The sequence below is a fragment of the Acidobacteriota bacterium genome, from assembly GCA_033549365.1.
In the GTDB taxonomy this organism is placed as follows: Bacteria; Acidobacteriota; Aminicenantia; order Aminicenantales; family Saccharicenantaceae; genus JAWSUF01.
Genome location: JAWSUF010000007.1, coordinates 25,670 through 43,521 on the forward strand (window position 1 = coordinate 25,670; position 17,852 = coordinate 43,521).

Genomic DNA, 17,852 nt, shown 5'->3' on the forward strand with positions numbered 1-17,852 from the left:
TTATTTTTGCGAATAACTCATTCTTAAGCTCATCAATGGCTTTATCTGAATTATTGTATTTTCACCAGACCATGTTAAATAACCCAAACATACTATTTCTCAATGTATGATCTATTCCCTAAATATGTTTCTGTTATGCCATGAAAGAAAATTTCGAGATGGATGATCGATGGGATTGGGCGGCAAATGAGCAACAGGCCGACCATCAAACGGATAGTATGAACGGCCGTTCTCAAATTCGTCCTTGAGGCGGCGGCTGACTTCGATTCTATATTCCGGCGTAATCGTGATGTAGCCGCGGTCGAAGAGACGATGAAAATCGCTTCGGAGAAGTAAGCCGTTCGAAACGGCGTGGGGGCCGCTTTCGGTGTAGGGCTTGATATGAGCGGCTTCGAGGGCGGGCAAGGAATGCTCTTCGGTAATCGCACAGGCCCGTCGATAGGCATCGGTGACCTGTAACCGAAATGATGCCTGACCAAGGCGGGGCTTGATCATGGTTTCCTTGCCAAAGCGGGCTCGTTCTTCTTCGATCCGTTGGGCTTCTCTATCAAGGTCATGAATACGGTGGACCTGCCATGCGTGCTGAAGATTTTTCCAGATAAACTGACCGGCTTCCTTGTCGAGTTCGTAGCCCTTTGCCTTGCCTCGAACAATCGATGCGCTCCATTCGGGGGCAGGAAACCACAATGACTCATCAAAAAAGAACGGTTGGGTGAGAATGATACAACCGATCTGAAAATCTTCGTGAGGATTATCCTGAATCCTTCGATATCGGATAAGCCGCCGGTGCATTTCTGTGTATGAGCCCGCTCCGTTTTGGATTCCAAAATTCTCCCATGCGAAAGAGATCGGAAAAGTTGTGAAATAGAGGAAGACCCCGCCCCCTGCAATCAGATCACGATTTTCTGTTCTTTGGCTGCGATGCAGCTTGAAGAGGAAAAGGTCCCCCTTGCTGAGGGCGCGAAATTCTGAACTAGGCGATGGCTGCCAGAAGTTGACCTCGTCGATGCCGGGCTGAGAGCGCAAATAATCGAACCAATCCTGATCTGTGACGCCGGCATAAATCCTCATAGGAAGCCATCCTGGCTAAAGAGTGTACCGGTATGAGCCATCAGACTCCTTTCTTGCTTTGAGATATTATTATTCAAGCTCATTTTCCCCGTATATCACCTCTCAAGGTGAACAGGGGGATGAATTCACAACACCGTATACCCATCATCCTCAACCTCCACTCCCCCTTCCTCCTCCCCCACTCCAAACAACAGCCCTGTGCCATCATCCTCCTCCCTCCCCCTCCGCTTCTTCACCAGACGCCTCACTCCCACACCGCCTCTCCAGTCCTCCGCCCTCTGGACGGTGAGTTGGCCCTGGGCCGCGGCGTCATCGAGCGCCGCAAGCTCAGCGACCTCCTCGCCCTCGACCGTGCTGAGATAGACCCACTGGGCGGCGCGGGCGATGCCCGTGAACAGGAGGCGACGGCGCGTGTCGAGGGAGAACTTGGCCAGGGCCGCGGCGGTCAGGCGAGGGAGGAGCACGCTGTCGAAGGTCAGGCCCTTGGCCTGGTGGAAGGTCGCGATCTTGGGGACAAGGTTTCCGAAGTCGCAGGGGCCGCGGGCGGCGCGGTCCTTGTTTTTGGACACGGCGCGTTCGACCTCGACGCCGCGTTCGGCGAGCGCTCCGGCCACGGAGTTCAGCAGGTGGTTTCGGGCGACGATGATGCCGATGCGGTCGTTCTGGACCTGGCGGTGGCGGACGATCTCGGCCAGCCGGTCCATCTCCTGTTCGGTCGATGCGGCCGTGAAGAAAAGCGGCCGGTCCCGCACCCGCTGCTCGGCCCCGACCTGGGCCAGGTACTGGGAGCGCTTGAGGAGATCGTCGATGAAGTGGGCGGCCAGGTCGGCCACGTAGGAGGCGTTCCGGTAGGCGCCGAGAAGCGAGACCTGGGGGGCCTCGATGCCGAGCTTTTCACGGATGAACGACGGGTCGGCGCCGTCGTCGAAGATCCTCTGCTGGGGATCGATGAAGACCGTGACGTGGCGGGCGACGATGCGGAGGATGTCGTAGACGACGGGCGGCAGGTCCTGGCCCTCGTCGACGAGCACGAACTCCAGGGAGTTGCGGAAGGACGTCTTGCGGCCGACGAGGTCGAGCACCGTGCGGCGGATGAGGTCGAAGTCCGGCTGGAAGCCGCCGTTGAGGTAGGGCAGGCTGCGGGCGATGTGGCTCCTGTAGAGGGTGACGCACCACATGTCGAAGGTGCTGACCGTCTCGTCGGGAATCTCCAGAAACTCGAACCCGGAGCGGATGTACTGCTTGACGACGTTCGTGAAGACGAAGACGCGGAAGCGGTCCGGCGGGATGCGGCAGGTGCGGGCGATGTGGTCGGCGCGGTGGATGAGGATCTGCGTTTTCCCGGAACCGGCGAACCCCATGACGATGCGGTTGAGCGTCGGGGGCATGACGACGGCGCGCCGCTGGTCGAGCGTCAGGTCCTGCCGGGGGACGAGCCAGGTGATCATGAGGCGCGGCCCTTTCGGGGTTTGCCGGGCGGAGAGTCGGGCGGAGGGCCGGAGTCGGCATAGGCGTCGGGGCGCGTGACGTCGCCGCGGAGATCGATGCCGGCGCGCCGGCGCTTGCGGAGTTCGGACTCGGCGCGCTTGACCAGGGCGTCGTCGCCGGCCATCCGGGCGGCCGTTTGCAGCCAGCCCAGCGCCCATTCGTCGAGGACGGGAGGCGGCAGGAAGGCGCGGACGGATGCGGCCGCCAATCGGACCGCCTCGTCCTGCCGAGCGAGAGAATGGAGGCATACGGCCTTGAAAGCGAGATAGGGCCCGGGATCTTCTTCCTTGAGAAGCGCCCGGTCGATCGTCCTCAGCGCCTCGTCGTGCAGGCCGCGCTGCCTGAAGTTCATAGCCAGGTTGAAGAGCGGACCACCCCAATAGGGGCTCACCTTGTCGGCTTCGAGAAAGGCCGTTTCGGCCCGTCGATAGTCGCCGAGTTCGGTGAAGTAAATCCCCTGGAGGTTGAGGATCTCCAAATCAGGCCGGCTGATCCGGCTCTGGGCGGCGCGGAGGTAATCCAGGGCCTTTTCGTGCTGGTTGAGTTCGGCGTGGAGGCGGGCGAGTTCGATGTAAGTTTCGCGGTCGCGGGCCGTTCCGCCCTTGCGGCGACGGAGGTCCTCTTCGATCTCCTCGATCTTGACCTGCGTTTCGCCGGGATTGGCGATGTTGACCAGGGGGTTTTCGACGGTTTTTTCGAGGACGGCGGAGGGCGCGCCGGGGGACGCGGAGGAGGAGAAGCGGTCGGATGGATCGGAGGAACCGGATCGCGCGGACGGGGCGGAGGCGGCTACGGCGGATGAGGCGGAGGGCGGGTCGATCAGGGAGGCGCGGCATTCGAACTGCTTTCCGCGCGTCAGGCGGTATTCGAGCTGGAGGGCGTCGCCGGGAGAGACGCCGTCGGGAAGGCGCCAGATCTCGTCGAAGATGGGCTGGCTGTCGCATTCGCCGACGATCTCGAAGCGGAGCTCGCGGACGGGGCGCGGGGCGTTGAGGGGGACGGCGAGGCGCTCTTTGAGGAACGAGCCGTCGGCGGGGAAAGGCAGCTCGACGCCCGAGGGGACGAGCGGGTTGAGGCGGCCGTCCGAGGTCACGAGGGCGATCCCGTCGTGGAGGACGGGCCGGATGAAGGGGCGGCCGAGGAGGGCCAGGTGGAGGGCGTTCCAGGCAGCGCCGCGGGCGACGCAGAGCTTGGAGTCGAGGCTGTCGTCGTGGAAGACGTGGCGGGCGGCGGGGAAGAAGGCGAGGAGGGCGGCGCGGACCTGGGGGATGAGGCTGCTTCCGCCGACGGTCAGGCAGAGGTCGACGTCGGAGGGGTCGCGGTCGGCCCGGTCCATGGCGTCGCGCAGGGGGGCGAAGATCGACTGGGACAGGCGGAATTCCGTGGTGCGGGCAAAGAGAAACTCCGTGTCGAGGAAGGGCGCGAGGAGCGTTTCGAACGCGGCGGCGGTGAGGGCCGGGCGCGCGAGGGTGTAGGTCGATTTTCCGAGGACGCAGGAGGCGGACGGCTGGCGGACGACGATGGAGGCGGGGTCGTTGGAGGGGGACGGGGCGCCGGCGCCGGAGCGCGAGTAGCGGCCGAACTTTATTAGGCGGCTGATCTCGGTGGATATGGCGATCTTGAGGGCTTCGGCCTTTCCGAGAAGCTGGGGCTCGAGGCCTTTTTTCTTTTGGGCGAAGGTCAAGGCCAGGGGGTCGAGGCCGTTTTCCCGGAGAAGCTCCGGGATGAGGATGTCGTGGACGATGGCCGCGTCGATGTCGCCTCCGCCGAGCCGGTGATAGCGGGAGACGGAGAGGTGCGAGATCGTGAGGCCGCGGGGGATGTGGCGGAGGAGAGCCGCGGCTGAAGTATCGGATGGGTCGTCGGATGACGCGTCGGATGGGGCGCGGGAGATCTCGACGACCGAAACGTCGCAGGTTCCGCCCCCGAAATCGAAGACGACGCAGAGCGCGGGGCGATTAGACGGAAGCTCGAACCCGGGCGAGTCGGGATCGCCTGACTCGCCGCCCGAATAGCCCACCTGGCTGTTTGTATTGCTTCCGGAGGCCCGGGACGAACCGCCGCCTGATGCGGCGCGGGGCCCCGGGCGCAGTCCACCGGACATGAAAAAGTCGATGAGCGCGGCCGTGGGCTCGTCGAGAAGGTCGTCGTCGGAGATGCGCAGGCCGGCAAAGCCCGCGGCGAGGAGGGTGTCGCGGCGCTGGTTGAGCATGAAGGAGGCCGGGACGGTGACGGCGATGCGGCCGGGAGCTTCGGAATCGAACGGCAATGCGCCGGCGGCGGGGATCGCGGACGCGGCGCCGGCGATGAACCCCAGCACTTTGCCGGCGATTTTCGAGGCGTGGTTCAGCGGCTCGGAGGCGCGGAAGTAGGTCTTACGGAGGCCCATTTCGTTTTTCGTGTCGTAGAAGAGGGTTTTTTCGAACAGCAGGCCGTAGTCGGCCGGGAAGGCGCGGAGGCGCTTGGCCCCCTCCCCCACCCAGAGCGCGCCGTCGGGCAGCACGGCGACGACCGAGGGCACGAGCGGGCTCGAAAAGACGCCCTCGCGGGTGGGCTGCTCGATCTCGAGGACGCGGACCTCGGGCGGCGCGCCGGAGGCCGGCTCCCAGACGATCTCAGCTGCGGCCGAGTTGGTCGTCCCCAAGTCGATGCCGAGAACTCGGATTTCGCCGGATTTCATCGCCTTGCCCTCCATGTGCCCATATTTATGCCTTCATTCATGCCTGCATTGAATTCGCATCCAACAGCCATTTCCAAACCGGCCGGACGAGGACACTCTCACCGTTGAGGGTTCGCGTTTCCTCCTGGTTGTATGTCAGGATGCCGCCTTTTGTGATGCCGAGCTCGCGCCGCGCTTCGGCGAAGCCGTTCAGTTCGCGCTTTTTGTTGGCCGCGTTGAGCTCCCAGCAGACCTGCCAGGCTTCCTCGGGACGGTTTCCCCTGCGGACGATGAAATCGCACTCGCCCCGGCCCTTGAAATACATGGGCTTTTCGCGGCGGCGGAAAAGCTCCACTGCGACGGCGTTTTCCAGCAGGCGGCCCCGGTTTTCGGAAAACGAGCCGCTCAGGAGCGAAAGGCCGGTGTCCACGAGATGGATTTTTTTCGGATTCATCGTGCGTTTCCGGGGCGAATAATCGAACTTCTCGCAGACCGTCACGAAAAAGGCTTCTTCCAGAAAGCGGAGGTAATTGGCGATGCTTCGCTTGCTCCCGGGAAGGCCGTGGGCTTTCAGTTGTTTCTCGAACGCGGAGATGGAGAAGACGGACGCATAGCCTTCGAGGAGGTTTCTCATGAGAAGATCGAGCAGATCGCGGGCGCGGATGCCGTGGCGGTCGAGGATGTCGCGGTAAAACGTCGTGTCGAAATACGTCTGCAGGAGCTTTCGCTTCGCGGGCTCGTCGGCGGCGGCGGCGACCTCGGGAAATCCGCCGTATCGCAGGTATTCGTCGAAAGCCCGCAGGACGAGTCCGCTTTCGGGCGTCGAAAGGAGGGCCGGAGACCAGGAGATGCCGCGGAAAGCCAGGAATTCCCGGAAGGAAAAAGGCAGAATCAGGACGTCTTCGTACCGGCCGCGGAGTTCCGTGGCGATTTCCGAACCGAGAAGCGAGGCGTTGCTTCCGGTCACGACGATGGCGTATTTCCGGGTGTTGTGGAGCGTGCGGACGACGCGGCTCCAGGCCGGGAGGCGCTGGATCTCATCGAAGAAAAGCCGGCTGGGCGAGCGGCCCGTCAGTTGATGGAACGCGGCGAGGAGGCGATCCATGTCCTCGGGGCGGAAGTCGCGGAGCCTGTAGTCCTCGAAATCGACAAAAAGAATGTCTTCGCGGACGGCCCGGCCGGATTTCAGGAGGCCGGCGGCGAGCTGGTAGAGATAGACGGTTTTTCCGGCGCGGCGCGGGCCGGCGACGGAAAGGACCGGCCGAGGGGGGTCGAGTGTGGGAACGGGAGCTTCCCGGGGTGTCGACGCGGGGAAGTCCGCGCTCCGGAGCCAGTCGGCGATGACTTTTTGCAGGGCGGTGTTATCCATAATTGTTTACCTCGATAAACAATTTATGCCAATATTGTTTACCATGTCAACCCTAAAGAAACAATTCCATGTGATATCCACGTGAACATTGCGAGTTTCAAGCGGATTTCACTTGGGGTCATCGTTATTACCCTTATTATTACCCTCATTAGAGGGCATTACCTCTTTTCCCATCTGGCGCCCGGCCCGCGTCCGGAAACAGATACCTCGCCGTTTGCTTTGAGTTTCTTGAGCACATGTCTGACCATGTCGCGGCTGACTCCCGGACAGGCCCGCTCCAAGTCGGACAGCGAGAAAGAACCCGGGAATGAGCGAACCGCCGAAAGCACCAGATCGGTTTTTGCGCCGCGGGGACCCGCCATATTGCCGACGCGTTCCTCGAACTCCTTATAGGCGGCTTTAATTGTGTAAAGAGCGAAGTTGATATATGGCCAGGGATCATGCCGGGACTCGTGCCAACCCCTTGAACTTTCTTCCAGAGCCTCATAATATCTTTCCTTGTTTTCTTCGATGTGTCTTTCGAGGCTGATATAGCGACCGACCTCAAGTCCCAGGTGGTAGCATTGGAGCAGCATCAAAAGCCTCGACACCCTTCCGTTGCCGTCACGAAAAGGATGAATGCATAGGAAATCGAGGTTCCAGGCGGCCATGAGAATCGGCAAAGGAATCCGGCGGTCTTCAACTCCGGGATTCCAATACGAGACAAGCCCGGTCATGGCCCGGGGCGTGTTTTCGGCGGAAAGCGGCCTGAAACGGATCCGAATACGGCCGTCGGCAAGTTTTTCGATGATGTCGCCGTCTTTCAGCTTATAGCGACCGGCATCGCCTGTCTCCGCCCTCGTCAAGGCATGCAGTCTTCGGATCGTGTCTTCGCTCACCTCAAGATTTTTTCCCTTTTCGTGGATCAGTCTGAGAGCGTCGCGGTAACCCCTGATTTCTTCCTCGTTCCGGTCGTGGAGCAGAGACTTGCCGAAAACAACCGTGGCGACACGGGCCTTTTCGACGATGACGCCTTCCATGCGGTTCGAGGAGACGGCGCTCTCGATCAGGGCGTGCTCGCGCAGGACCCTGAGTCTCTGGGGAGACTGTCCGGTGAAAAACGCCTGCTTTCCCCGGGATTCCGCGATATCGGACAGATACCAAGCCGTAGGCGGAGGAATAAGCGGCGGAGATTCCAAAAACATTCTTAGGGTATGCATGTTATTTTCCTGCTTCCGCCTCCGATTTCAACAGCCGGTACCTGTCCGAGACGATGGCGCCCGCGCCCTCCCGGCCGCCTCGGCCGCTCTCATCCGCCTTAACAATGCTTCCCGGCGCGCCCTCCCACTCTTCGTCGGTGTCGCCGAAGACGGCGCGCTCCCGGGGTGCTGGGTCGCGGGCGAGATAATCCTTGAATTCGGCGGCGGTCAGGAGATCGAGGTCACGGAGGGTGCGGAGCATGGCTTGGGCGCTCACGCCGAAGTAGCGCTTGGCGAGAAGGACGTCGTCGAAGGACAGGCGGCGACCTCCCCCGCTCCCGATCTCCGATTCGACGAAATCGAGGACGCGCAGGGGCGGCATCAGGAAGTGGGCGGCGAACTCCTGGGCGAACTGCTCGCGTTCGGGGTGAGGGGTGGGCGACCGAGATGCTGCGGGCTCGCCGGCGTCCGCGGGGGCGGCGGCGGATGTTGAGGCGGTGGCGGATTCGGGCGTCACAGGCGTCGCAGAAGACTCGGGCACGGAATCGGGCAAGGCGGATGCGGCCGAGGATGCAGGCGCCGCGGTTGCGTTATGCGCGCCCGGCTGCGACCCGAGGCCGCATGCGGCGAAGATCTCGAAGCCGTCGATGACCGGGGCGCTGTGGCGGTCGCGGAGATAATGGCAGTATTCGTGAGCGGCGGTGAAGGCCTGGCGGCATACGGTCTGGGTGGAGTTGATGAGGGCGAAGGAGGCGTCGCGGTCGTCGAGGTGGATGAAGACGCCGGAGACGCAGGCTTCGGCGGGAAGCGGCATGCGGAGGATGCGGAGACCGCTCCGTTCGAGGAGGGCGAAGATGTCGCGGACGGGCTCGTCGCCGAGGCCCAGGCGGCGGCGCTCTTCGGCGGCCAGGCGGGCGGGAGTCAGGCGGGCGCCGTTCAATCCGGAGAGCGAGGCGTAGAGCGGGGCGGACGCGAGGCGGCGGCCGGTGAGCTCTTCGAGGCGGAGATAGTCTTCGGCATAGCGCTGGAAGGCGGCGAGTTCGTCGCGGATGAGGGAGGCGGGGCCGGCGGCGCGGAAGAGGACGGCGAAGGTCGTCTCGCGGGAGGGCAGGAAATCGCCCATGTCGCGCTTGAGGAAGGCGGCGATCCGGGAGAGGGTCGTGAGGGAGGGGGCGCGTTTACCGGATTCGAGAAGGGAGATGAACTCAGCGGACAGGCCCAGGGAGCGGGCAAAGGCCTCCTGGGTGAGGCCCGTCTCTTCGCGGGCCGCCTTGAAGCGCGAGGCGTCGAAATTCCCCATAAGGCATATCCCCGAATCGGTGAGCCGACTTTAACACCGGGTTAGGAGAAAGTCAATACGGGCGCGCGGATTTTTCCTAGGGTTATTCGGAAGCACCTTATGGATTCGTTTTAAACCCCAGCATGTCCAGGGCAATCGATCGCATATCCTTCTGGAACTGCTGCGCATCCGGCCTGACGATCCAGTGGATCCGGTCGAGAAGGGCCGGGTCGAAACGCTCCAGCTTTTCGGCGATTTCAGGGGGAAAAATACCCGCTGCCTTGGACTCTGCGGCGCTGAAGATCTCCCGCCAATCCGGACGGATCTTCAGTGCGATTTCACGGATATCGGCGACGTCCTTCGGTTCGTCGCGGTCTCTGAGCGCGGGGATCTTGTTGGCCAGAATGTTCAGGGGGTTGTCGATGGCGGAAAACGGCGCGCCCGGGATTTTTTGCCGTTCCCCCAGGTAAAACGGGACGTCATTCACGAATTCGACCTTAAGAGCCTGTTCGACATCGATCCGGCGGAATCGGTCCTCGTTGACCATGACGGCAAAAGCGACGGCGTTTTTTCGCAGGGCTGAAAATACGGCCGTCATTTCGCGATCGAAATCGTCGGCGTCGTTGACGAAAAAATCAAGGTCTTCGGAATAACGATGTTGGTAATAGAACCTGGAAAGGGCCGTCCCGCCCGTCAGATAAAACCCGGTGCCGGCGGTTTCGACGGCGGCCAAGACCTTATCTTGAAGCGGATAGAGAGACTTTTCCCAGCACATAGTCGATCCCCTTGACCCGCGACCGGCTTCTGATCGAGGGCTTCAAGGCGTCCCAGTCCCGGGCGATGCGGTCCAGGCCGACGATTTCGATCAGGTCGTAGTAGTTCATTCCCTCGACGGCCCGGCGGAGCGCCCAGAGGCGGTCAAATCCGGGCGCGCAGTCCTCTCCATCGAGAATCTTCAGATATTCTTCCGGAGTGATCCGATAGTCCCAAAGGATGCGGCGGATCGCCTCTTTTGCTTTTTCGGTCATCGCGCCCTTCCGACCGCATTATATCAGCATGCGCGGCTGGAAGAAAGCGGACCTTTCCAATTGACATTTATTTCCCTGAAACCTATAGTTAAGACATGGTTAGCGATTATATGGATAAAGCGGAAGTATTAGAAATCATCGACCGATTTCGGGCTGTTCTCGAGGAAAACGGAATCGGCATCGAGCGCATTGTCCTGTATGGTTCTTATGCCGCCGGAAGAGAGCATGAAGGGAGCGACATCGATATCGTTGTCATATCCGATGATTTTTCCGGAATGGATTATTGGCAACGGATCGACATGATCTCGGAAGCCATATACAAAGTCTTCAAGCCGATTGAAGCGATGGCCATGACCTCACGAGAGTGGCGGGAGAGTCGCTCGATAGCCGTTGAGTTGGCCCGGCAGGGAGAAGTGGTTTTCGCCGCGTAAACCATCGCAGAAGCTCCATTTTGCCGTATTTATGGAAGGCTTTTCAACCCCAGCATATCCAGGGCGATCGATCGCATATCCTTTTGGAACTGCTGCGCATCCGGCCTGACGATCCAGTGGATCCGGATAGAGAGACTTTTCCCAGCACACTTAATATATTCTTCCGGAGTGATCCGATAGTCGGACCGGTCATCGCGCCCTTCCGGCCGTATTATATCAGCATGCACGGCGACATGAAAGAAGAGAAGCGCTTAGAGGCTCATTTCGGGGCCGGAAAATGCGGCTCTAAGCGAATTCGTTCAGTTTGGCGGATGGTGTTTATTCTCGACAAGCTTCAAAATCGCGGAGCGGATGCGGCCGGCGTTCGGCAGGGTTTGATCTTCCAGGTCACGGGCGTACGGGATGGTCGTCCGTGTGCCCACCCGGGTGAACTTCAGCGGAAGACCCCCCTCCAGGATGACAGCGGCCGCTTCGCCCGAAAGTCCGAAGCCCTCGTAGTCTTCATCGACGATCAGCAACCGCCCGGTGTGGGCAACGGATTCGCGGAGGGCCGTCTTGTCGAGAGGGGCGACGGTTCGCAAGTCCAGAACCGCCGCTGAAACACCCTCCGCCTCCACGGATTCCGCGGCTTGCAGGGCGCGGTGGACATCCACGCCGACGCAGGCGATGGTCACATCGTCCCCGGGCCGCCGGAGGACGGCCTTGCCGAAAGGCAGCGGTTCCCATTTTTTGGGCACGGGTCCCCTGGCGCCGGCCGCGGGAACATCGAAGTACACGGTGCGCCGTCCTCCCGACCCCAGAAATTCCAGCCAGGTCTCCGAGAGCAGCTTATGTTCCATGAAGACGATCGGGCCGTCATGCCGCAAGGCGGCCGTCATCAGACCTCCCGCATCGGCGGGCGTGGAGGGGACAACCACGATCAACCCGGGGATATGCGCCAGCCATCCCCAGAGAGACTGCCCATGCTGTCCCCCGTCGCCGTAGCCTGCGCCGCACGGCGCGCGCACGACAAGCGGCGCCGTCCATCGGCCGCCGGAGAAGGTCTCGACTTTTGCGGCATGGTTGAGCAGGGCATCCATGCCCACGCCGAGGAAATCCGCCATGTACACTTCCACGACGGGGCGCAACCCGGCCATGGCGGCGGCCGTCCCGATTCCCAGCAAGGCGCTTTCGCTGATCGGCGCGCCCCGAACGCGTTGGGGACCGAAGCGCACAAGCAGATCCCGCCGCAGCAGCGGAACATCCTCTCCGAAGACGACGATGCGCAGATCGTCGGCCATGGCTTGGGCGAGCGCGTCATCCACGGCCTGTGTGAAGAACATGACCCTCATGACGGCGCCTCCTCCAGGGCCGATCGCAGGATGCCGTGGATCTCTCCCCTGAGCCTGTCTTCCAGTTGTTGAAGGCGTTCCGGGCTCTCGGCTTCGAGCGCCGCGCGCGCGCGGATAATGGGATCCTGCGTGGAGTCCCGGCGGGGATCGCGCAGCGTCCGGAAAAGCGCGTCCACGACGGTCTTGAGTCCGGCCAACCGCTCGCCCGGGGCGGCCCCGCCGGGGCACAGGAAAGACCGTGTCAACGGAAGGGCGATTCCGGGCATCTCCTTGAGCGGGTCGCGGACGGCCCGAATCAATTGCAGGCCGAGGAAGTGTCCCTCGAGATGGAGGCAGCGGGCATGCAGAAAGATGGGTCCACGGCCGGAACGGGCATGTTCGACGGCGCCACGGGCCGCATCCCACATCGCGGCCGCATCCAACCCGTCCGCTTCAACAAACGGGAGACCGAACCCCTTGGCCCGATCGCGCAAGTTGCCCCCCGTGACTTTCTCGGAGGGAGTGGTAATGGACCAGCCGTCATCCTTGCAGACAAACACAACGGGCAGCGTCCACACCGCGGCCAAGTTCATCGATTCCATCAACATGCCCTGGTTCACCGCACCCTCCCCGAAGAAGGCGACAACGATCGCGGCCGGCCGCAAGTGCTGAGCGGCCAGGGCGAAACCGGCCGCGGCGGGTCCCGATGCGCCGACGATCCCCGAAGACGCAGCCAAGTGATCCTTGGAATACAGGTGCATGTGCCCGCCCATGCCTCCGCATAACCCGTCCGAACGGCCCAGCAGCTCGCGCAGGATCAGAACAGGATCCACGCCCCGCATCAGCAACGCCGCGGTGCCGCGATGATCCAGGGCCAGGGCATCGCCTTCGCGCAGGTGGGCGACGACGCCCGCGACAACGGCTTCTTCGCCCGTTCCCAGGTGCATTTCGCCCGAAATGGATCCGTCGCGCCAGAGCTCGGCGACGGCGTCTTCGAACAGACGGCTTTTCACCATCCGTTCATATAGCATCCATAAATCGGGGGGCATGGGGTCTCTTGCTTGTTATCAAGTTAAGAATTCGGATGCGGGATGTCAAGTCCAGAATTTCGCGTCGATGTGAGAAAGGAGCGCGACAGGCCGGGCTCCGCATGGGTTTACATTTTTTGCTGTTTTCTCAAACTGAACGAAATCGCTTGGAACCCTGGTTTTGCCCTGAAAACGCAGCTTTAAGCGAATTCGTACAGTTTGGCGGAAACGGAATTGATTTGTTATGTGCGACTTGTTGAAGCCAAGCAACAAGGTAAGCAACAAGGTCTGGGGCGATCAATCCTTGCAATCGATTAGTCGGTGTGATACCAAGAAATGAAGGAAGGAAGGAGTCATCATGAAAAAACTTTATTTTATCTTCGCCGGGCCGCTGTTGTGCGCAGGGCTGGGCCTGGCTGTCATTCATGGTTTGGCAGCCGGCGTTGAGCAGGATGCCGCATCCAAGCTTTTGGGCGATTGGATCGTGACCTCAAAGTATGGAACGTCCGGCGGGGAGGCCGTGTTCCGGGAAGACATGTCATACACGTTGACGGAACACCATCCCGACGGCACCGCCGTAACCCACAAGGGAGAGTACAAACTCGATCTTTCCACAGAACCCTGGGCCATCGACCTCTGCGTCGGCAAATTCAGCAACCCAGGTTCGGAGTGGGTGACGACCGTCGGAATTCTGAGGTTTTTATCCGACGATGAGGCGGAAATTCATTTCGATCCCGGCGGGAAACGGCCCCAGTCCTTCGACGCCGTCACGGATCAAAACACCCACAGGATGAAACGGAAATGATTGAGATGAGGAACTGAAAGGAATCGTTCAGTTTACCTGAACTCTTTGAACGACCCCAGTTCGAAGGCGTTGGTCGTCATGTTGTAGGCCGCCTCGAGGCGGGCGCGGTAGGGCTCAAAGGATCCGGAAATCGCGGAAGGCAGGCCGTCTTCATACGGCAGGCGGTCGAAGTCACCTTCCAACGCATCGATTTCCCCTTTAAGCCGCCGCGTCCAGGCCGGGTCATACGCGGACGGATTCTTTTCGATTTCGGCGTATTGATTGCGGAGCATGGGCAGAAGGGTTCTGCCGGCCTGCCGTTTCATCGTCAGCGTCCTTTCCTTTTTCATGTGTTCGGTCCGATCCGCCTCGGTTTGATCATGACGGCCTTCCGCCGGAAAGGAAAAAGAATAGGAATCCCCCTGCTGGAACAGATCCGGTCCGTCTCCGGGATTTTTGTTCAGCCAGGAATAATAAACAAGCACATAAATGTAGATGTATTCGCCCGGAGACAAATCCCGATCCAGAAGCGCCTGATTGCGTACGGAAAAAAAACGCATGATGGCCGGCACGAAATCCATGCCTCGCCTCATCAAACCCAGCACATCGCCGAACGATTTCGATCCCTTCTCCATTCTATCGGCATGACTCTTCAGCCCGTCAAATGCGCCGTCCAGGGCCCCGACGGCTTCCCGCATCGCATCGCGGACGGCAAGGAACTTTTCCATGCTTTCCGCGGGAACGGAACCATCCGGCGCAGGACGGAAATCGCCGACATGCCCGAACCGCAACTCCACCTGTTCCTGCAATTTTTCCACATCCCTGATGTTCTGAACGGTGCTTCTAACAAAAAAGACGCCTGTCCCTATGATCAGGAGTGCGATCAGGATGACGAAACCGCAGCCGATGCCGCAGCCGATCAGCCATTTTTGTCCTGTGCCGACCATGTGGCAAGAATAAATCTCCGTTCAGGAGATGTCAAGGAAGCCGGCGGGAACGCAGAAGCCAAGCAACAAAATGTTGACAAGCCGTCATTTTTCCGGCTATTATGACGACATAGTGACACCTCGATACTATCCAAGGCTTCTCAAGGCCCCGAAACAGAGTTTTTTTCTCTTCGGTCTGCGGGGATCCGGCAAGAGCACATGGGCCCTCCGCACTTTTCCCGATGCCCCGCGGTTCGACATGCTGGACGAGGGCCTCTATCAGGATTATCTTCGCGACGCCCGGCTGTTCGGACGAGAACTCGAACGCATTCCGAAGGATCAAACCGTTATCGTGGACGAAGTCCAGCGGTTGCCCGTGCTCCTGAATGACGTGCATCGGTTCATTGAAAGCCGCGGCCTGCGATTCGTTCTGCTCGGATCGAGCGCCCGCAAGTTGAAGCAGGCGGGCACAAATCTGCTTGCGGGGCGCGCCCTGCGGCGCATCATGCACCCGCTGCTGCCGGAGGAACTCGGCGCGGATTTCGACCTGGCGGAGGCTCTCCGTTTCGGAACGCTTCCCGTGATCCGGCAATCGCCGTCGATGGCGGAAAGTCTGGACGCCTATGTTCAGTTATATCTCAAGCAGGAGATTCAGGCGGAAGCTCTGGTCCGCAATCTTCCGGGATTTGCCCGCTTCCTGCCCGTCGCCGCCCTGTTCCACGGACAGGTCTTGAGCGTGGCGGGACTGGCCCGGGACGCCGGCGTCGCCCGCACCACGGTCTCTGCATACCTGGACATTCTGGCCGACACCTACCTGGCCTGGCTTCTTCCGGCCTACGAAGCCGGACTGAGAGTCAGGGAGCGGAAACACTCGAAACTCTACTGGACGGATCCTGGAGTCATGCGTGCGGTGAAGCGCGAACTTCATCCGCCGGGGACCATGGAACGCGGCGCTCTGCTCGAAGGCTGGGTCGGAGGGCTGCTGAAAGCCTACGGAGAACCCGGCTGCGGGTTGGGGCTGCGGCATGATGGGATGTTCTATTGGGCTCCCGCCGGGGGCGACACGGAAGTCGATTTCCTGGTTCGGCGCGGAAAGGAATTCACGGCCGTCCAAGTCAAGGCGGCGGAAAGCCTCGATTCGCGCGATTTCAAGGGCCTCCGAGCCGTCGCCGGATTAAAGGGTCTACGGCGCCGGTTGATTGTCTTCATGGGCGAACGTCCTTTTCGCACCGAGGACGGCATCGAAGCCCTGCCCGTAAGGGATTTTCTTCAGGAACTCGAACAGCACAGGATATAATCCAACATCATAAACGGCATGATCGGGCACGGCTGTGCTTTGTTGCTTGGCTTTGGGATTTTTTAGAAGCCCCATTTTGCCCCAAAAAACGCGCTTTCAAGCGAAATCGTTCAGTTCGCTTGTTGAAGCCACGCAACAATTGCAACAATTGGATCAGGGCTTGCGCAGGCGATTCCAGAATTCCCGGGGCGAAACGATCGCGGGAAGGCCCGGACCTTTGAGCGCGGCGCGCAGCGCCTGCAGTTCGCGGTCGCCCGTCACGAATAGGGCGGCCTTTCCATGGATCGCCGCGGAGATCAAGGCGGTGTCGGCGGGATCGCAGCCAGGGAGGGAGAGGACGGGTTCCGGCGATGCCATAACCGCGCCGTCCCGAAGCAAAGCGACGACCTCGGAAACAATATCCCGGGGAACGCCGATCTTGCCCGTCAGCACAGTGCGGACTTCATCGAGGAGGACTTCAGAAACGACAAGCTCATGTCGAGCCAGAACCTCGCGAAGGAGATCGGCGCACAGCCCCCGGGCCGCCGCAGCACCGACGATGACGTTCGTGTCGAGGAACACCCTCATGAGATCTTGGAGAAGACATCCTCGTCGGTCAGAAGTCCGCGGGCCTCGGCAAAGGGCATGATCCTCCGGCGCAGCGATTCGAAGGTTTCGAGACGGATTTGGCGGCGGAGGGCTTCCCGGGCGATTTCGCTCTTGCTCTTCCCCGTCCGCCGGCTGGCTTTGTCGAGGAGGGCCTCGAGTTCTTCATCCAGCCGGATCGTCAGCATCGTCGTTTTCATGTATTGCATTGTATTACGCCGCTCAGCCGTTGTCAATTGCTAAAGGCTGATCATTCAAGCCCCGCCCGCAAGGGATTTTCTTCAGGAACCGGAAAAGATTAGAATAGGAATCGAAATTCGAAAAGCGTGAGGTCCGCCATGACAAGTCGACGGATCCGATGGATGTTCGTCGCCGCCCTTTTGCCGGTCGCCGTCGCCGCGCCGGCCTTCGCTCAAGTCGATTTTACGGGACTCGACATGTTTTGGGACGTGGTCTTGATCCTGGAACAGGACGCTGACCCGGAAGACGGGCTTTGGAATCGCCTTTTTGCCACTCCCGGATATGCCGTCCTGACAAAAAGTGAATTTTCCAGGGAGTTCTTCATCCGGCTGTTTTCTTTGGCCTTCAAGCCGTCCCTGGAGGAAGAACGGGAAGAGTTTCTGCGCTCGGAGAAGAAGTGGGCCGTCGCACATCTCGAACACATCCAACGCGCGGGCGAGAGGAGAACGCCCATCATGGAATTCCGAAGATCCTTCGTCCCGGAATCCCTTGTCGGGCGGGCCGCTCACATTGCGGCCGCCTGGTTGTCGCCGGCGGCCATAGATGGCCCTCCTCCCGTTTCCTTTGTGGTTTTCGGGCCGGACGCCCGAGGGTACATACCGGTTGTCATCGACGTTCTTCTCGGCATGGACCTGGGCGAACGGCTCGTCGAACTCCTGGCGCACGAGTTTCATCATTACTACAGGAACCGAATTCTCGTCTATGACAGGGAAGCCGTCAAGGACGAAGATGAGGACATCGTCTGGGTTTTCGACCAGTTTCAGGCCGAGGGCATGGCGAATCTGGTGACGTACCGGAATCTTCTGGAAGACGACGACCCGGCCGGCGGCCTCCCCGAGGACTTTAAAAAATGGTTTGAGAAGAGTCCCGAAATCCTGCGGACGTTGAACGACCTGTTGGAACGTGCGGCGGAATCGCCCGAAAAGCAGGTGGAGCTGGGAAAGGAACTCAAGAGCACCGTTCCCCGAAGCGGCCATCCGACCGGGTTTTACATGGCCTTGACCATCCTGGATGTCCTGGGGAAGGAGGATCTGATCCAAGCGACGGGCGATCCCCTGGCCTTTGTTCTCCTTTATCAAAAAGCCGCGTCCGGGAAAGAAAACGAAACGCCCCGGTTTTCCCAAAAAGCCCTGGATGTCGTCACCCGGGTATTTGACCGGTAGAGTTTTTATTTGTTGC

At 60.6% G+C, this 17,852-nt stretch carries 17 protein-coding genes; 4 read left to right on the plus strand and 13 right to left on the minus strand.

Translation table 11 applies throughout. From position 1 onward, the window contains the following. Positions 1-111: 111 nt before the first annotated feature. The 8 genes from SCM96_10845 to SCM96_10880 form a co-directional block, all read right to left on the minus strand. Entirely contained in the window at positions 112-1,071 is a 960-nt protein-coding gene (locus SCM96_10845) for an HNH endonuclease (protein ID MDW7761119.1), read from the minus strand. Between the two features lie 125 nt (positions 1,072-1,196). Continuing rightward, a complete protein-coding gene (locus SCM96_10850; protein ID MDW7761120.1) occupies positions 1,197-2,519 on the minus strand; it encodes an AAA family ATPase in 1,323 nt (440 codons plus the stop codon). Then, on the minus strand, positions 2,516-5,239 hold the full coding sequence (locus tag SCM96_10855) for a hypothetical protein (GenBank protein MDW7761121.1): 2,724 nt from the start codon (positions 5,237-5,239) through the stop codon (positions 2,516-2,518). The genes SCM96_10850 and SCM96_10855 overlap by 4 nt, the downstream gene beginning before the upstream one ends. A 37-nt stretch (positions 5,240-5,276) precedes the next feature. Then, entirely contained in the window at positions 5,277-6,587 is a 1,311-nt protein-coding gene (locus tag SCM96_10860) for an ATP-binding protein (GenBank protein MDW7761122.1), read from the minus strand. Between the two features lie 158 nt (positions 6,588-6,745). Beyond that, a complete protein-coding gene (locus SCM96_10865) occupies positions 6,746-7,786 on the minus strand; it encodes a Fic family protein (protein ID MDW7761123.1) in 1,041 nt (346 codons plus the stop codon). Between the two features lies 1 nt (position 7,787). Further along, on the minus strand, positions 7,788-9,065 hold the full coding sequence (locus tag SCM96_10870; protein MDW7761124.1) for a helix-turn-helix domain-containing protein: 1,278 nt from the start codon (positions 9,063-9,065) through the stop codon (positions 7,788-7,790). Between the two features lie 97 nt (positions 9,066-9,162). After that, positions 9,163-9,819, minus strand: coding sequence for a nucleotidyl transferase AbiEii/AbiGii toxin family protein (locus SCM96_10875; GenBank protein ID MDW7761125.1), 657 nt, complete (start codon positions 9,817-9,819; stop codon positions 9,163-9,165). After that, entirely contained in the window at positions 9,782-10,072 is a 291-nt protein-coding gene (locus SCM96_10880; protein ID MDW7761126.1) for a hypothetical protein, read from the minus strand. The genes SCM96_10875 and SCM96_10880 overlap by 38 nt, the downstream gene beginning before the upstream one ends. 110 nt (positions 10,073-10,182) lie before the next feature. On the opposite strand from SCM96_10880, the gene SCM96_10885 reads away from it, so the two are divergent. Then, complete coding sequence (locus SCM96_10885) at positions 10,183-10,503, plus strand: nucleotidyltransferase domain-containing protein (GenBank protein MDW7761127.1); 321 nt, start codon at positions 10,183-10,185, stop codon at positions 10,501-10,503. 299 nt (positions 10,504-10,802) lie between these two features. On the opposite strand, the gene SCM96_10890 is transcribed toward SCM96_10885, so the two are convergent. Both SCM96_10890 and SCM96_10895 read right to left on the minus strand, forming a co-directional pair. Continuing rightward, positions 10,803-11,834, minus strand: coding sequence for a transketolase C-terminal domain-containing protein (locus SCM96_10890; protein ID MDW7761128.1), 1,032 nt, complete (start codon positions 11,832-11,834; stop codon positions 10,803-10,805). Then, on the minus strand, positions 11,831-12,862 hold the full coding sequence (locus SCM96_10895; protein MDW7761129.1) for a thiamine pyrophosphate-dependent dehydrogenase E1 component subunit alpha: 1,032 nt from the start codon (positions 12,860-12,862) through the stop codon (positions 11,831-11,833). The genes SCM96_10890 and SCM96_10895 overlap by 4 nt, the downstream gene beginning before the upstream one ends. 337 nt (positions 12,863-13,199) lie before the next feature. On the opposite strand from SCM96_10895, the gene SCM96_10900 reads away from it, so the two are divergent. Beyond that, a complete protein-coding gene (locus SCM96_10900) occupies positions 13,200-13,646 on the plus strand; it encodes a hypothetical protein (GenBank protein ID MDW7761130.1) in 447 nt (148 codons plus the stop codon). Between the two features lie 32 nt (positions 13,647-13,678). On the opposite strand, the gene SCM96_10905 is transcribed toward SCM96_10900, so the two are convergent. Next, complete coding sequence (locus tag SCM96_10905) at positions 13,679-14,572, minus strand: hypothetical protein (GenBank protein MDW7761131.1); 894 nt, start codon at positions 14,570-14,572, stop codon at positions 13,679-13,681. A 112-nt stretch (positions 14,573-14,684) separates the two neighbouring features. Between SCM96_10905 and SCM96_10910 the strand changes: the two genes are divergently transcribed. Then, entirely contained in the window at positions 14,685-15,848 is a 1,164-nt protein-coding gene (locus SCM96_10910; protein ID MDW7761132.1) for an ATP-binding protein, read from the plus strand. Between the two features lie 153 nt (positions 15,849-16,001). Here the strand turns inward: SCM96_10910 and SCM96_10915 are convergent, their stop codons facing one another. Continuing rightward, the gene (locus SCM96_10915; protein ID MDW7761133.1) at positions 16,002-16,415 is read right to left on the minus strand and encodes a putative toxin-antitoxin system toxin component, PIN family; all 414 of its coding nucleotides are present in this window, start codon (positions 16,413-16,415) and stop codon (positions 16,002-16,004) included. Next, positions 16,412-16,633 carry a ribbon-helix-helix protein, CopG family gene (locus SCM96_10920; protein ID MDW7761134.1) on the minus strand — a complete coding sequence of 74 codons (222 nt, stop codon included), beginning with the start codon at positions 16,631-16,633 and terminating at the stop codon, positions 16,412-16,414. Before SCM96_10920 ends, SCM96_10915 begins: the two co-directional genes overlap by 4 nt. A 138-nt stretch (positions 16,634-16,771) precedes the next feature. Here SCM96_10920 and SCM96_10925 point away from each other — a divergent pair, with 138 nt between their 5' ends. Continuing rightward, positions 16,772-17,836 (plus strand): DUF5700 domain-containing putative Zn-dependent protease, encoded by a 1,065-nt coding sequence (locus SCM96_10925; GenBank protein MDW7761135.1) that lies wholly within the window; start codon positions 16,772-16,774, stop codon positions 17,834-17,836. Positions 17,837-17,852: the final 16 nt, after the last annotated feature.

What these genes read in the sequence shown, in the direction of transcription:
- SCM96_10860 (MDW7761122.1), bottom strand. Translation starts at nt 6,587, where the DNA reads ATGGATAACACCGCCCTGCAAAAAGTCATCGCCGACTGGCTCCGGAGC.
- SCM96_10915 (MDW7761133.1), bottom strand. Translation starts at nt 16,415, where the DNA reads ATGAGGGTGTTCCTCGACACGAACGTCATCGTCGGTGCTGCGGCGGCC.
- SCM96_10850 (MDW7761120.1), bottom strand. Translation starts at nt 2,519, where the DNA reads ATGATCACCTGGCTCGTCCCCCGGCAGGACCTGACGCTCGACCAGCGG.
- SCM96_10920 (MDW7761134.1), bottom strand. Translation starts at nt 16,633, where the DNA reads ATGAAAACGACGATGCTGACGATCCGGCTGGATGAAGAACTCGAGGCC.
- SCM96_10925 (MDW7761135.1), top strand. Translation starts at nt 16,772, where the DNA reads ATGACAAGTCGACGGATCCGATGGATGTTCGTCGCCGCCCTTTTGCCG.
- SCM96_10865 (MDW7761123.1), bottom strand. Translation starts at nt 7,786, where the DNA reads ATGCATACCCTAAGAATGTTTTTGGAATCTCCGCCGCTTATTCCTCCG.
- SCM96_10880 (MDW7761126.1), bottom strand. Translation starts at nt 10,072, where the DNA reads ATGACCGAAAAAGCAAAAGAGGCGATCCGCCGCATCCTTTGGGACTAT.
- SCM96_10905 (MDW7761131.1), bottom strand. Translation starts at nt 14,572, where the DNA reads ATGGTCGGCACAGGACAAAAATGGCTGATCGGCTGCGGCATCGGCTGC.
- SCM96_10900 (MDW7761130.1), top strand. Translation starts at nt 13,200, where the DNA reads ATGAAAAAACTTTATTTTATCTTCGCCGGGCCGCTGTTGTGCGCAGGG.
- SCM96_10845 (MDW7761119.1), bottom strand. Translation starts at nt 1,071, where the DNA reads ATGAGGATTTATGCCGGCGTCACAGATCAGGATTGGTTCGATTATTTG.
- SCM96_10885 (MDW7761127.1), top strand. Translation starts at nt 10,183, where the DNA reads ATGGATAAAGCGGAAGTATTAGAAATCATCGACCGATTTCGGGCTGTT.
- SCM96_10875 (MDW7761125.1), bottom strand. Translation starts at nt 9,819, where the DNA reads ATGTGCTGGGAAAAGTCTCTCTATCCGCTTCAAGATAAGGTCTTGGCC.
- SCM96_10895 (MDW7761129.1), bottom strand. Translation starts at nt 12,862, where the DNA reads ATGCCCCCCGATTTATGGATGCTATATGAACGGATGGTGAAAAGCCGT.
- SCM96_10870 (MDW7761124.1), bottom strand. Translation starts at nt 9,065, where the DNA reads ATGGGGAATTTCGACGCCTCGCGCTTCAAGGCGGCCCGCGAAGAGACG.
- SCM96_10855 (MDW7761121.1), bottom strand. Translation starts at nt 5,239, where the DNA reads ATGAAATCCGGCGAAATCCGAGTTCTCGGCATCGACTTGGGGACGACC.
- SCM96_10890 (MDW7761128.1), bottom strand. Translation starts at nt 11,834, where the DNA reads ATGAGGGTCATGTTCTTCACACAGGCCGTGGATGACGCGCTCGCCCAA.